The organism is Kribbella sp. NPDC048928, assembly GCF_043197975.1.
Classification (GTDB): Bacteria; Actinomycetota; Actinomycetes; order Propionibacteriales; family Kribbellaceae; genus Kribbella.
The window spans coordinates 97,792-110,722 of sequence record NZ_JBICUC010000006.1 but is presented as its reverse complement, the minus strand read 5'-3'; the positions used below and the strand labels follow the sequence as shown (position 1 = coordinate 110,722).

9 protein-coding genes and 1 tRNA gene are annotated in these 12,931 nt (G+C 69.8%); 1 reads left to right on the top strand and 9 read right to left on the bottom strand.

The genetic code is table 11. The features are described 5' to 3' along the window. Positions 1–99 precede the first annotated feature (99 nt). The 9 genes from ACGFI6_RS25780 to ACGFI6_RS25740 all read right to left on the bottom strand — a co-directional run bounded on the left by ACGFI6_RS25780 (position 100) and on the right by ACGFI6_RS25740 (position 12,577). Positions 100–2,532 carry a glutaminyl-peptide cyclotransferase gene (locus tag ACGFI6_RS25780; protein ID WP_393122733.1) on the bottom strand — a complete coding sequence of 811 codons (2,433 nt, stop codon included), beginning with the start codon at positions 2,530–2,532 and terminating at the stop codon, positions 100–102. Positions 2,533–2,764: 232 nt separating this feature from the next. Continuing rightward, on the bottom strand, positions 2,765–4,996 hold the full coding sequence (gene rho / locus ACGFI6_RS25775) for a transcription termination factor Rho (RefSeq protein ID WP_393122731.1): 2,232 nt from the start codon (positions 4,994–4,996) through the stop codon (positions 2,765–2,767). Between the two features lie 341 nt (positions 4,997–5,337). Beyond that, complete coding sequence (thrB, locus tag ACGFI6_RS25770) at positions 5,338–6,282, bottom strand: homoserine kinase (RefSeq protein WP_393122730.1); 945 nt, start codon at positions 6,280–6,282, stop codon at positions 5,338–5,340. Positions 6,283–6,301: 19 nt separating this feature from the next. Further along, positions 6,302–7,366, bottom strand: coding sequence for a threonine synthase (gene thrC / locus ACGFI6_RS25765; RefSeq protein WP_393122728.1), 1,065 nt, complete (start codon positions 7,364–7,366; stop codon positions 6,302–6,304). A gap of 5 nt (positions 7,367–7,371) precedes the next feature. Next, on the bottom strand, positions 7,372–8,667 hold the full coding sequence (locus ACGFI6_RS25760; RefSeq protein ID WP_393122726.1) for a homoserine dehydrogenase: 1,296 nt from the start codon (positions 8,665–8,667) through the stop codon (positions 7,372–7,374). After that, on the bottom strand, positions 8,660–10,069 hold the full coding sequence (gene lysA / locus ACGFI6_RS25755) for a diaminopimelate decarboxylase (protein WP_393122724.1): 1,410 nt from the start codon (positions 10,067–10,069) through the stop codon (positions 8,660–8,662). Before lysA ends, ACGFI6_RS25760 begins: the two co-directional genes overlap by 8 nt. After that, positions 10,066–11,724, bottom strand: coding sequence for an arginine--tRNA ligase (argS, locus tag ACGFI6_RS25750; RefSeq protein ID WP_393122722.1), 1,659 nt, complete (start codon positions 11,722–11,724; stop codon positions 10,066–10,068). The genes lysA and argS overlap by 4 nt, the downstream gene beginning before the upstream one ends. 82 nt (positions 11,725–11,806) lie before the next feature. Beyond that, the gene (locus ACGFI6_RS25745; RefSeq protein WP_393122721.1) at positions 11,807–12,346 is read right to left on the bottom strand and encodes a hypothetical protein; all 540 of its coding nucleotides are present in this window, start codon (positions 12,344–12,346) and stop codon (positions 11,807–11,809) included. A 45-nt stretch (positions 12,347–12,391) separates the two neighbouring features. Next, complete coding sequence (locus ACGFI6_RS25740) at positions 12,392–12,577, bottom strand: PspC domain-containing protein (protein WP_393122719.1); 186 nt, start codon at positions 12,575–12,577, stop codon at positions 12,392–12,394. Positions 12,578–12,757: 180 nt separating this feature from the next. Between ACGFI6_RS25740 and ACGFI6_RS25735 the strand changes: the two genes are divergently transcribed. Beyond that, positions 12,758–12,829, top strand: a tRNA-Arg gene (locus ACGFI6_RS25735). Positions 12,830–12,931: the final 102 nt, after the last annotated feature.

The following is a 12,931-nucleotide window of genomic DNA, read 5'->3' as shown; positions in this document are numbered from 1 at the left end:
CCTAGGTTTCAGGTGCCCCGGGTCGCCCGCACGGTGCGAACGTGAACCGGAACCAGCCATCTAGTGTGCCACGACCGGGTAATCCGGGCGAAATCCGGGTCAGCGCCCGCCCTCCTCCGCCGCCTCCGCCCCGCTCTCCGGCGCGCCGCGCGGCGCCGGCATCGGGCTGTCGGCACCCTTCACGCTCTTCCAGATCGCCTCGTTGAGCTGCTGCTCGGGCGCGACGTCGGCCTGGCTGAAGTCCATCTTCGACGACTCCGCGGCCATCGGCGAGCTCGCGGTGTTCTTCTCGTCGAGCGACTGCGACGGCGTCCGGGCGTCGTACGGCGCGAAGTCCGGCTTGCCGGTGAAGCTCGCGGTCATCGGGGTCGCGCCGGCGTCGAACTGCGTGAGCGGCCCGATCCCGGCGATCAGCTCCATGGTGCGCATCATCGAGACCGTGCTGTACATCGTCGAGTCGACCTTGCCGGTCTGCGTGTACGGGCTGATCGCCAGCGCGACCGTACGGTGCGCGTCGACGTGGTCCGGCCCGTTCTGCGCGTCGTCCTCGGTGACGAAGATCGCGGTGTCCTTCCAGTACTTGCTGTGCGACACCGCGTCGACGATCCGGCCGAGCGCCTGGTCGTTGTCGGCCACCGCGGCCTTCGGCGTCGGCTTGCCCACCGACGTACCGAACGTGTGATCGTTGGCCAGCCGGATGAACTGCATGCCCGGCAGGCTGGTCGAGGCGTTGAACTCCGTCAGCCACTCGTCCACCCGGGTGTTGTCCCGGATGTCGCCGTTCTGGGCGGCGTAGTTCGGGTCGGTGTGTGCGGACAGCCGCGGCTCGGTCGCGAACACCTTGGCCGGCAGTGGACCGCCGGCCCACATGCCGTAGTTGCGGTACGAGATGCCGGCGTCGTCGAGGCGGTCCCAGATCCGCGAGTCGCCGGTGATCTTGCCCGGGTCGGTCGCCTGGTTGGTGTAGACGTCGTCGCTGCGACCGCGGCCGCTGTACGCGACCGGCCACAGGTGCTCGTTGTACCCGTTCGACTCCGAGCCGGTCGCCCACTCCCAGCCGTCCGACGAGACGGCGCCGTCGGCGTAGAAGTTGTCCAGCGTGACGAACTGGCGGGCGAGCTGGCGCTGGTTCGGGGCCGAGTCGTCGCCGAACAGGTTCAGCGACGGGTCGCCGTCACCCTTGCCGAGCGATCCGAACACCTGGTCGTACGTCCGGTTCTCCTTCACCACGTAGATCACGTGCTTGATCGGGCTCGCATCTCCCGGCCGTACGGGGACGACGTTCGCCGGGCCGTTCGGGTGCTTGGCGCCGTCGAAGCCGTCGTTCTCGCGCACCTGCTTGGTGTAGTGCGCGAGCTGGTCACGGCTCGGCACGGCGATGTTCGACAGCGTGCCCATGATCATCGAGCCGACGTACTGCGAGTAGTCGACGACCGGGTTCGTGGGCTGCGGACCGCCCGGGTTCGGACCGGCGCCGAGGCCCTTCGCGTTGGTCACCAGGAGCCGCTGACGGTCCTTCGTGCCAGTCACGGTGACCGTGGTCGGGTACCAGCCGGTCGGGATCAGCCCGGTGACGTGGTTGCTGGTCAGGTTCACCACGGCGACGTCGTTGTTGCCGGCGTTGGCGACGTACAGCGTGCTGCCGTCGATCGCCAGGCCTTGCGGGCTGGAGCCGACCGGGGCGTGCCGGTACGGCGCGAGCTCGATCGTCCGGGTGATCGCGTCGGTGGCCGGGTTGATGCCGATCACCTTGTCCGCGTCGGTGACCGCGACGAGCATCTCGCCGGTGGCCGGGTTGCGCAGGATGGCGGTCGGGTGGCTGCCGACCGTGAGGGTCTTGCGGACGGTCAGCGTCGCGGTGTCGACGGCGGAGACGGTGTTGGTGCCCCAGTTCGAGACGTACGCGGTCTTGCCGTCGGCGGTCAGGCCGACGGTGAACGGGTTCGGGCCGGTCGCGACCTTGCCGAGGACGGTGCCGGTCGCGGTGTCGACGGACGACATCGCACCGTTGCCGTTGTCGGCGACGTACAGCTTGCTGCCGTCGGCGTTCACCGTGAGGCCGGCCGGGAAGGAGCCCTTCGGGAGCGCGATCGGGGCCGCCTCGGTGAGCCGGTCGTTCGCGAACGTGTAGGTCCGGATCTTGTCGTTGCCGCCCGCGGCGGCGTACAGCTTGCTGCCGTCCGGGCTCCAGGCGAGGCCGATGAACAGCGCCTGTGGGCTCACGTACTCGAGGCTCTGGACGACCTTGCCGGTCGCGGCCTCGACCAGCGAGAGGCTCTGCGTCCGGGTGCCGTCGTTGCTGATCGCGAGGTACTTGCCGTCCGGGCTGAGCGCCGACCCGAACGGTTTCTCGCCGAGCTTGGTCTGGCCACCGGCCGGCGTGACCCGCCAGCCGTACGTCGTGATCGCCGAGCCGTCGGGCCGCGGGCCCGCCTGTTTGCCGTTCCCGGGCAGCACGTTCGCGGCCGCGACCCCTGTCGCCGCCACCAGCGCGATCCCGACGACCGACACCAGTCGCCAACTTGTGCGCATTCCAACTCCCGCCGAAGTGATTACTTGACGGGACAGCCATCCCCTGCGGGGAGAAACCTTCGGTGAGGGCGAGATGAACCCCAGAAGCATGTTCTCTCAGCTAGCTGAGGGTCCTCTCAGCCCCGAATGTCTCAGGGGTCAACCCCCGAGCTGGCGGGTTCGCCCTCCGCATGCGAGGGGCCAACCGGCAAGCTCAGGGGTTAACCCCTGAGATGGTGCGCGGCGGGAGCGATCAGTCGCCGTTGGTGGAGTTGTGCGTGGAGCCGGTCGACGGGGTCGTCTTGTTGACCTGGAGGAGGAACTCGATGTTCGACTTGCTCTCCTTGAGCTTGCCGATCAGGAGCTCGAGTGCCGCCTGGCCGTCGAGTGCGGACAGCACGCGGCGCAGCTTCCAGACCACCTGGGTCTCGTCCTTGGACATCAGCAGCTCCTCGCGGCGGGTGCCCGAGGCGACCACGTCGATCGCCGGGAAGATCCGCCGGTCGGCGAACTCGCGGCGCAGCCGGAGCTCCATGTTGCCGGTGCCCTTGAACTCCTCGAAGATCACCTCGTCCATCTTCGAGCCGGTCTCGATCAGCGCGGTCGCGAGGATCGTCAGCGAGCCGCCGTCCTCGATGTTGCGGGCCGCACCGAAGAACCGCTTCGGCGGGTACAGCGCGGACGAGTCCACACCACCGGAGAGGATCCGGCCGCTGGCCGGGGCCGCGATGTTGTACGCCCGTCCGAGCCGGGTGATCGAGTCGAGCAGGACGACGACGTCGTGCCCGAGCTCCACCAGCCGCTTGGCCCGCTCGATCGCGAGCTCCGCGACCGTGGTGTGGTCGTCGGCCGGCCGGTCGAAGGTCGAGGCGATGACCTCGCCCTTCACGGTCCGCTGCATGTCGGTGACCTCTTCGGGCCGCTCGTCCACCAGCACGACCATCAGGTGTACTTCGGGGTTGTTCGTGGTGATGGCGTTCGCGAGCGCCTGCAGCACCATCGTCTTACCGGCCTTCGGCGGCGAGACGATCAGGCCACGCTGGCCCTTGCCGATCGGGCTGACGATGTCGACGATCCGGGTCGTCAGGATCCCCGGCTCGGTCTCCAGGCGGAGCCGCTCGGTCGCGTACAGCGGGGTGAGCTTGTTGAAGTCCTGCCGCTGCTTGGCGATCTCCGGGTCCGCACCGTTCACGGTGTCGATCCGGACCAGCGGGTTGAACTTCTCCTTGCGCTCGCCCTCCTGCGGCTGCTTCACCGCACCGGTGATCGCGTCACCCTTGCGCAGGCCGTAGCGCTTCACCATCGAGAGTGCGACGTACACGTCGTTCGGGCCCGGCAGGTAGCCGCTGGTCCGGACGAACGCGTAGTTGTCGAGGACGTCGAGGATGCCGGCGGCCGGCACCAGGACGTCGTCCTCGGTGATCGTCGGCTCGGCGTCGTACCGCTCGCCGCGGCCGCGGCTGCGGCTGCTGTCACGACCACTGTCCCGTCCGCTGTCGCGGCCGTTGTCACGACCGTCACGACCGTCACGGCTGTCGCGGCCGCCCTGGCCGTCGCGGTTGCGGTCCCGGTCGCGGCCCCGGCGACGCCGGCGACGGCCCTCGCCTTCCTCGCCCCGATCGTTCGGGTCCTGCCGGTCCTGGCGGTCCGAGCGGTCCTGGCGGTCCTGCCTGTCCTGGCCCTGGCGGTCCTGCCGGTTGCGCTGGTTGTCAGCGCGGCCGTCGCGGTTGCCGTCCCGGCCGCCCTGTCCGTCGCGCTGCCCGTCCCGGTTGTTGTCCCGGGCCTGGGTGTCGCGCCCCTGAGCCTCGCGGGCCTGGGTCTCGCGGTTCTGGGTCTCGCGGGCCTGGGTCTCGCGGGCCTGGTTGTCACGGCTGCGGCTGCTGTTCCGGTCGCGGCTGCGCCCCTGGCTCTCACCACGGTCGTCGCCACGCTCGTCAGTACGAGCCTCAGCAGCAGCGTTCTGCACAGCGCCGTTCTGGGCGACACCGTTCTGGGCGGCCGTGTCGGGCTGCTGCTTCGCCACCGGCGCTTCGACGGCGGCCTCGGGGGCGGCCTCGGGGGCGGCACCGTTCTGCCGGGCGTTGTCCTGTGCGGCGCCCTTGGCCGCCTCGCTCGGCGCGACGTCGGTCGCGTCCTTCTGGGCGGCGGCGCGAGTCCGGCGGCTACCGCCCTCGCGCTTGGCCGGCGCATCGGCGGTCTTCGCCGGCGCCGACGACTCGGCGGCCTCGTCGAGCGTCGGCTGTGTCGCCTTCCCCCGGCCACCACCGGTCGGGCCGCCCGCGGAGGAACCCGCTTGAGCGGCCTTGATCGCCTCGATCAGCTGGCCCTTGCGCAGCGCGCCGGTGCCCTTGATGCCGAGCGTCCCGGCGAGCTGCTTGAGCTCGGGGAGCAGCATGCCCTCGAGGCCGCCGCCAGCTTTCCGGCGACGCGTTGCGGGGGTTGCCGCTGCGTCTGCTCCGCTGGAGGCTTCAACAGTTTCTGTCACGTGAGGTCCTTCCCACACGGATCGTCGAAGGCCTGCACGGCTCATCGACCAAATTTCATTCCACCCACGGCCACACAACGGGCACGCGGGGTACAAGAGGTCTCTCGCTCGATCTGAGTCCCCCCGGACATCTCCGACGCAGGCGGCGCAAGGTCACATCCACAGGAGGGTCGCCACACAACACAGGGTGCCGGGAGCACAGCCCGGATCGTGGCGAGAGCACGCCGATCACCTGGAGGGGATCGGGTGAGTCGAGACTAGCACCACTAGAGGTCCTTCTGCCGACTCACCAGGGTCCAACGCGTGTCCGACTCCCAGCATTCCGCCGGCGGCGCTGCACGTCAGCCCGCTTCCATCGACCAGACCTGTACGCCGACTGGATCGATCCCCAGTTCGTACTTCGTCCAGCCGTCCGGAGCGTCCGGCGTACCACCCGAAAACACGTCCTGACCTGCGCTCTTGTCGTCGTGACCGACCAGTACGGCGACTGTCGGGCCGGCCCCGCTGACGATCGCGGCGAGCCCACTGCCGCGCAGTTTGTGGACCAGTGCGAGGCTCTCCGGCATCGCCGGCTCGCGGTACTCCTGGTGCAGCCGGTCCTCGGTTGCGGTGAGCAGCAACTCGGGCCTGCCGGTGAGCGCCGCGACGAGCAGCGCGGCCTTGCCCGCGTTCGCCGCGGCGTCGGTGTGGGAAACAACGCTCGGCAGCAGCCCGCGCGCCTCCTTGGTGAGCACCCGATTGTCCGGTACATAAGCAACCGCAGCCGATCCGGCCGCCGGTTCCAGCTTCACCGCGCGGCCGATTCCGCCTTCCGTCCAAGCGATCGTGAACCCGCCGAGGGCCGCCGCGGCGACGTTGTCCGGGTGGCCTTCGAGCTCGTTCGCGAGGACGACGAGACGGTCGCGGTCGAGCGGCTCGCCGGCCAGCGCGTACGCCGCCGCGAGTCCGCCGACGATCGCGGCCGACGAGGAACCCAGCCCGCGACCGTGCGGGATCCGGTTCTCGCAGCGGAGCGTGAACCCGGGCACCGGAGCGCCGAGCGCCTCCAGACCCGCCTGGATCGACCGCACCACCAGATGCGTCGCATCGAGCGGTACTTCGCCCTCGCCACAGCCGCTGACCGACACGTGCACGCCGGAACCACCCGGCGTGACGACCAGGTCGTCGTACAACGTCAGAGCCAGCCCGAACGCATCGAACCCCGGCCCGAGGTTCGCACTCGTCGCCGGAACCCGAACCCGAACCTGATCGCACCCGCGCCGCTGCTCCCCTGCGGTGCCGGTCATGTTGTCGCCCGCCACCGGCTCAGGCCAGTCCGGCGACGCGGGCGACGGCGTCTGTGTCGGCCGCAGTGACCGGCGGTTCCTCGAACGTCGCATGGCCGAGCGCTGTGTCGATATCCTTCAACCCGTGACCGGTGACGGTGATCACGACCGTCGATCCACCCGGCAACCGGCCCTCGGCCTTGGCAACCAGCAGCCCGGCGACGCCGGCCGCGGACGCCGGCTCGACAAAGACGCCTTCCCGCGCGGCGAGCTCGCCCTGCGCGCTGAGGATCTGCTCGTCGGTGACCAGGTCGATCCGCCCACCGGACTCGTCCCGCGCGGCCTCGGCCAGCGTCCAGGACGCCGGGTTCCCGACCCGGATCGCGGTCGCGGCGGTCTCCGGCTTCGCCACGATCGCGCCCCGCACGATCGGGGCCGCGCCCTCGGCCTGGAACCCCCACATCGCCGGGGTCCGCGTCGCCAGCTTGTCCTTGGCGTACTCCTGATAGCCCTTCCAGTACGCGGAGATGTTGCCCGCGTTCCCGACCGGCAGCAGGTGCAGGTCCGGCGCGTCGCCGAGCGCGTCGCAGACCTCGAACGCCGCCGTCTTCTGGCCCTCGAGGCGGACCGGGTTGATCGAGTTGACCAGCGCGACCGGGTAGTTCTTCCCCAGCTCGCGGACGATCCGCAGGCAGTCGTCGAACCCGCCGTCGATCTGCACCAGCTTCGAGCCGTGCACGACCGCCTGGGCCAGCTTGCCCTTCGCGATCCGGCCGGCCGGGATCACCACCAGCGGCAGCATGCCGGCGCGCACCGCGTACGCCGCGGCCGACGCCGAGGTGTTCCCGGTGGAGGCGCAGACAACAGCCTTGTCACCGGCCTGCGCGGCCAGCGAGATCGCGACCGTCATCCCGCGGTCCTTGAACGAGCCGGTCGGGTTGTTGCCCTCGACCTTCAGCCACACCTCACAGCCGGTCTGCTCGCTCAGCCACTGCGCGGCCACCAGCGGCGTCCCGCCCTCGCCGAGCGTGACCACCGGTGTGTCCGCCGAAACGGGAAGCCGGTCTCGATACTCCTCGATCACGCCACGCCACTGGTGAACCATTTGAATTACTCGCCTTCTACCCGCATCACACTGCTGACTTCCCGAACACTGTCCATGTCCCGCAGGCCCTCCACGGTCGCGGACAACGCGGCGTCGGTCGCGGTGTGCGTCACCACCACCAGCTGCGCGTCGCTGCCCCGGCCCTCCTGGCGGACGGTCTGGATCGACACGTCGTGCTCGGCAAAGGCCTGGGCCACCGCCGCCAGCACACCGGCCTTGTCGGCCACGTCGAGCGACACGTGGTAGCGGGTCATCGCGTCACCCATCGGCCGTACGGTCCGCTGGGTGTACGACGACTCACCGACCCCCGGCACACCCTTGAGCCGGTTGCGCGCGGCGGACACCAGATCCCCGAGGACTGCACTGGCCGTCGGGGCGCCGCCGGCACCACGACCATAGAACATCAGCCGTCCGGCCGCCTTGCTTTCCACGAACACCGCGTTGTACGCGTCCCGAACACTGGCCAACGGATGCGTGAGCGGGATCATCGCCGGGTACACCCGGGCGCTCACCGAGTCGGTCCGCTCGTCCAGCTCGCAGATCGCCAGCGACTTCACCACGCAGCCCATCTCACGGGCCGAGGCGATGTCGGTGGCGGTCACCTCGGTGATGCCCTCGCGGTGCACGTCGGCGATCGAGACCCGGGTGTGGAACGCGAGGCTGGCGAGCAGCGCGGCCTTCGCCGCCGCGTCGAACCCCTCGATGTCGGCGGTCGGGTCGGCCTCGGCGTACCCGAGCGCCTGGGCCTCCTCGAGCGCCTCGTCGAAGCCGGCGCCGGTGGTGTCCATCTTGTCGAGGATGTAGTTCGTGGTGCCGTTGACGATGCCCATCACGCGCATCACGTCGTCACCGGCGAGTGATTCGCGCAGCGGCCGCAGGATCGGGATCGCCCCGGCGACCGCGGCCTCGAAGTACAGGTCGCGCTGGTACTTCTCCGCGGCCGCGAACAGCGTCGGCCCGTCCTCGGCGAGCAGGGCCTTGTTCGCGGTGACGACCGAGGCGCCGTGCTCGAGCGCGGTCAGGATCAGGCCGCGTGCGGGCTCGATCCCACCGATCACCTCGATCACGAGGTCCAGGTCACCGCGCGACACCAGCGCCTGCGCGTCGGTGGTGACCAGTGCCGGGTCGACCGCGATGTCGCGCTCCCGGCCGGCCCGGCGGACGGCGATCCCGGCGATCTCCAGGCGGGTGCCGACGCGGGCCGCGAGATGGTCCGCCTGCTCGGTCAGGATCCGCACCACTTCGGTGCCGACCACTCCGCAACCGAGCAGGCCTACCTTGAGAGGCTTTTCGTCATTCATCGGCGATCCCCATGTCCAGTGCCAGCAGGTCGTCTTCGGTCTCACGGCGTACGACGACGCGCGTTCGGCCGTCCTTCACCGCGATCACCGGCGGCCGCGGTACGTGGTTGTAGTTGCTCGCCATCGAGCGGCAGTACGCACCCGTACCGGGAACGGCGACCAGGTCACCGGGCCGCACGTCGGACGGCAGGAACTCGTCCTTGACGACGATGTCCCCGGCCTCGCAGTGCTTGCCGACCACGCGGGCCAGCGTCGGCGCGGCGTCGGAGTACCGGTTGGCGATCGTGCAGGAGTAGTCGGCGTCGTACAGCGCGGTCCGGATGTTGTCGCTCATCCCGCCGTCCACGGAGACGTACGTCCGGGCGGCGCCCGCGTCCAGCTCGACCTCCTTGACCGTGCCGACCGCGTAGACCGTGCACATCGCCGGACCGACGATCGCGCGGCCGGGCTCGATCGACACCTTCGGTACGTCGACACCGAACGCGCGGCACTCGTGCTCGACGATCTTGCCCATCTCGGTGGCCAGCTGCGCCGGGTCGGAGGGGTCGTCCTGGGTGGTGTACGCGATCCCGAAACCGCCACCCAGGTCGAGCTCCGGCATGTCCACGCCGAGCTCGTCGGAAACCCTTGCGTGCAAGGCGATCACGCGCTTCGCGGCGACCTCGAACCCGGACGAGTCGAAGATCTGCGAGCCGATGTGCGAGTGCAGGCCGAGGAGCTCGAGCTCAGGTGCTTCGTTGACCCGGGCAACAGCCTCGAAGGCCGCGCCGGAGGTGATCGAGAAGCCGAACTTCTGGTCCTCGTGCGCGGTCGCGATGTACTCGTGGGTGTGCGCCTCGACGCCCGCGGTGACCCGGATCATCACCGGCGCGACCACACCGCGCTCGCCGGCCAGCTCGATCAGCCGGGTGATCTCGTGCTGGGAGTCGACGATGATCCGGCCGACGCCGGCCTCCAGCGCGCGAGCCAGCTCGGACTCGGACTTGTTGTTGCCGTGGAACCCGAGCCGCTTCGGGTCCGCGCCGGCGCGGAGCGCGACCGCGAGCTCGCCGCCGCTGCAGATGTCGAGGTTCAGCCCCTCCTCCAGCACCCAGCGGACGATCGTCGTACACAGGAACGCCTTGCCGGCGTAGTACACGTCGAAGTCCTTGAAGGCGTGCTTGAACGCCCGGGCCCGGGCGCGGAAGTCGTCCTCGTCCAGGACGTACGCCGGGCTGCCCTGCTCGGCGACCAGCTCGCGCAGGTCGACGCCGCCGACCTCGAGGGCGCCCTCGGCGTTCTTCTTCGCGGTCTGGGACCACAGCGGGGTGACCAGGTCGTTGGGGTCCCGCGGCGCGCGCAGCCAGGGCGGTGCCCGGTGGCCGATGTCGGCGTGCAGCGCGCCCGCCTCGTGCGCCCTCACATCCGCTCCGGTGCGGAGACGCCGAGCAGGTCGAGCCCGTTGGCGAGCACGGTCCGGGTCGCGGAGACCAGGGTCAGGCGAGCCTTGTGCACGGGCTCCACCTCCTCGTCGCCGCGTGGCAGCACGCGGCAGCTGTCGTAGAACTTGTGGAACGCGGACGCGGTGTCCTCGAGGTACCGCGCGATCCGGTGCGGCTCGCGCAGCTCGGCGGCGGTCGCGACGACCCGTGGGAACTCGGCCAGCGCGCGGAGCAGGTCGCCCTCGCGCTCGTGGCTGAGCAGGCCCGGATCGAACTCGTCCAGCTTGATGCCGAGCTCGTCGGCGTTGCGCAGGATCGAGGCCAGCCGGGCGTGCGCGTACTGCACGTAGAACACCGGGTTCTCGCTCGCCTGGCGGGTCATCTCCTCGATGTCCAGCGTCAGCGGCGAGTCCGCCGGGTAGCGGCACAGCGTGTAGCGGAGCGCGTCGACACCACCCTCTTCGACGAGCTCGGCGAGCGTGACGATGGTGCCGGCCCGCTTGGACAGCTTCATCTCCTCGCCGCCCTTGAGGATCTTCACCAGCTGGCCGATCAGGACCTCGATGTTCTGCTCGGGGTCGTCGCCGGCGCAGGCCGCGATCGCCTTCAGCCGGTTCACGTAGCCGTGGTGGTCGGCGCCGAGCATGTAGACGCAGATGTCGAAGCCGCGGTCGCGCTTGTTCACGTAGTAGGCGGCATCGGAGGCGAAGTACGTCGGCTCGCCGTTGGACCGGATCAGCACCCGGTCCTTGTCGTCGGTGAAGTCCGTCGTCCGCATCCACAGCGCGTCGTCGGCCTCGTACAGGTGCCCCTGGTCGCGGAGCTTCTGGATCGCGTGCGGTACGCCGTCCTGCTCGTGCAGGCTGCGCTCGGAGAACCAGACGTCGAACTTGGTCCGGAAGTGCTCGAGCTGGTCCTGCTGCTCCTTGAGCTGCCGCTCGTACCCCGCCTCGCGGAACGCGATCACCTGCTCGTCGACCGGCAGCTCCGTGATCCCCGGGACCTCGGAGGCGATCTGCTTGGCCAGGTCCACGATGTACTCGCCGTGGTAGCCGTCCTCGGGAATCGGCTGGCCGTTCGCGGCGGCCTGCAGGCTGGCGCCGAACTTGTCCATCTGGTTGCCGCGGTCGTTGATGTAGAACTCGCGGGTCACGTTCGCGCCGGCCGCGCTCAGGACCCGGGCCAGCGCGTCGCCGACCGCAGCCCAGCGGGTGTGGCCGAGGTGCAGCGGGCCGGTCGGGTTCGCCGAGATGAACTCGACGTTGATCGTCCGGCCCTGCAGGCTGTCGCCGGTGCCGTACGCCGGGCCGGCGTCCAGGATCGACTGCGCGACCTTGCCCTGGGCATCTGCCGCGACCCGCAGATTGATGAAACCGGGGCCGGCGATGTCGACGGCGGTGATCGCCGCATCGTCCCGGAGCTTGGCGGCGAGCAGCTCGGCGAACTGCCGCGGATTGAGCCCGGCGCGCTTGCCGAGCTGCATCGCGACGTTGGTCGCATAGTCCCCGTGCTCGGGGTTCTTGGGCCGCTCGACCTTCAGCTCGCGCGGCAGCCCGCCCTCGACGGTGATGGTGCCGTCGGCGGCGAGCGCGGCCAGGGCCTGCAGGATCTTCTCAGCGAGCTGTTCCGGAGTCACCGGATCAGCCTAATGGCCCGCCCCCCAAACCCTTGACTCACCATCCACAGCCCGGTACACCCTCGCGCAGCGACCCCGTTGCTCAGTGACGGACTGTGACGGTGAGGTGGGTGTTGGGTGGTAGGGGGGTGTTCCAGGGGGCGGGTGTGTTGTTGATGCTGACTTTCAGGTTTTGGCAGGCGTCCGCCAGGCAGTTCGCGTCGTAGCGGACTCCCCAGAGGGTGAAGAACTGGGCGAGGGTCGGGCGCTCGGTGGTGGTCTTGGCTTCGACCCAGACGACGCCGTCGGTGGTGTGGGTGTGCACGGCGGCCTGCTCGGCGCGCAGCTTGTCGATGCCGATTCCGGCGGCGACCTGCACCGGGGTGCCGTCGACGGTGACCGTGACGGTCAGTGTGTAGGGCGACGGGCCGGAGAAGTCCAGCGGGAGCCGCTCGAAGCCGGCCTTGTCGATGTACGAGACGGCATCCCGCGGTGCGTCCCAGGGCGGGGCCCCGGTCCGCAGTTCGGCGGCTGCCGGCGGCGCGGGGCCGACCTGGCAGCCGGTCGTGCTGCCCAGCACGGCGCCCACGACGGGGCCCAGCAGGAGCAGCCCGACCGCCCGGCGCCACCTGCCTGCTCTCATGAACAGCAGGTTGCCAGGTGCACCGCGACGGCCGGCTGCCGGGGGTCAGCGCTCGGACGGCATCAGAATCCAGAGCACGATGTAGATCAGGAACTGCGGGCCGGGCAGGAGGCAGCTGATCACGAAGATCAGGCGCATCGTGTTGGCGGAGATACCGAACCGGCGAGCCAGTCCGGAGCAGACACCGCCGATCCAGCGATCGTGTGACGGGCGAACCAGAGTGCTTGCCATGATGACCGATTTCCTTTCCACCGTTGGGCTTACGTCCACTATGACGGTGCCCACGGCCGATTCGGTCCCACCCGGACGCGGTTCCAGGGTCTACTCAGGGTGATCCTGGAACGGGGTCCCACCCGCCACCCCAATTCGGGAATTCGGCGAACTTCCTGCTACTGTTCTGCACGTTCCTGAGCCCCCGTAGCTCAGGGGATAGAGCACCGCCCTCCGGAGGCGGGTGCGCAGGTTCGAATCCTGCCGGGGGCGCGACCGATCCGGCCGATCTTTGTCCGCAGAAAGCGCGGACTCTGATCGGCTACTGTGTTTTCTGGGCGCCGGAGCCCCCCGCCCCCGCGCCGCTCCGCGCGA

Bases quoted from the DNA above. Each gene is read 5' to 3' on its own strand.
- ACGFI6_RS25780 (WP_393122733.1), bottom strand. From the start codon at position 2,532: ATGCGCACAAGTTGGCGACTGGTGTCGGTCGTCGGGATCGCGCTGGTG.
- thrB (WP_393122730.1), bottom strand. From the start codon at position 6,282: ATGACCGGCACCGCAGGGGAGCAGCGGCGCGGGTGCGATCAGGTTCGG.
- thrC (WP_393122728.1), bottom strand. From the start codon at position 7,366: ATGGTTCACCAGTGGCGTGGCGTGATCGAGGAGTATCGAGACCGGCTT.
- ACGFI6_RS25760 (WP_393122726.1), bottom strand. From the start codon at position 8,667: ATGAATGACGAAAAGCCTCTCAAGGTAGGCCTGCTCGGTTGCGGAGTG.
- ACGFI6_RS25745 (WP_393122721.1), bottom strand. From the start codon at position 12,346: ATGAGAGCAGGCAGGTGGCGCCGGGCGGTCGGGCTGCTCCTGCTGGGC.
- ACGFI6_RS25740 (WP_393122719.1), bottom strand. From the start codon at position 12,577: ATGGCAAGCACTCTGGTTCGCCCGTCACACGATCGCTGGATCGGCGGT.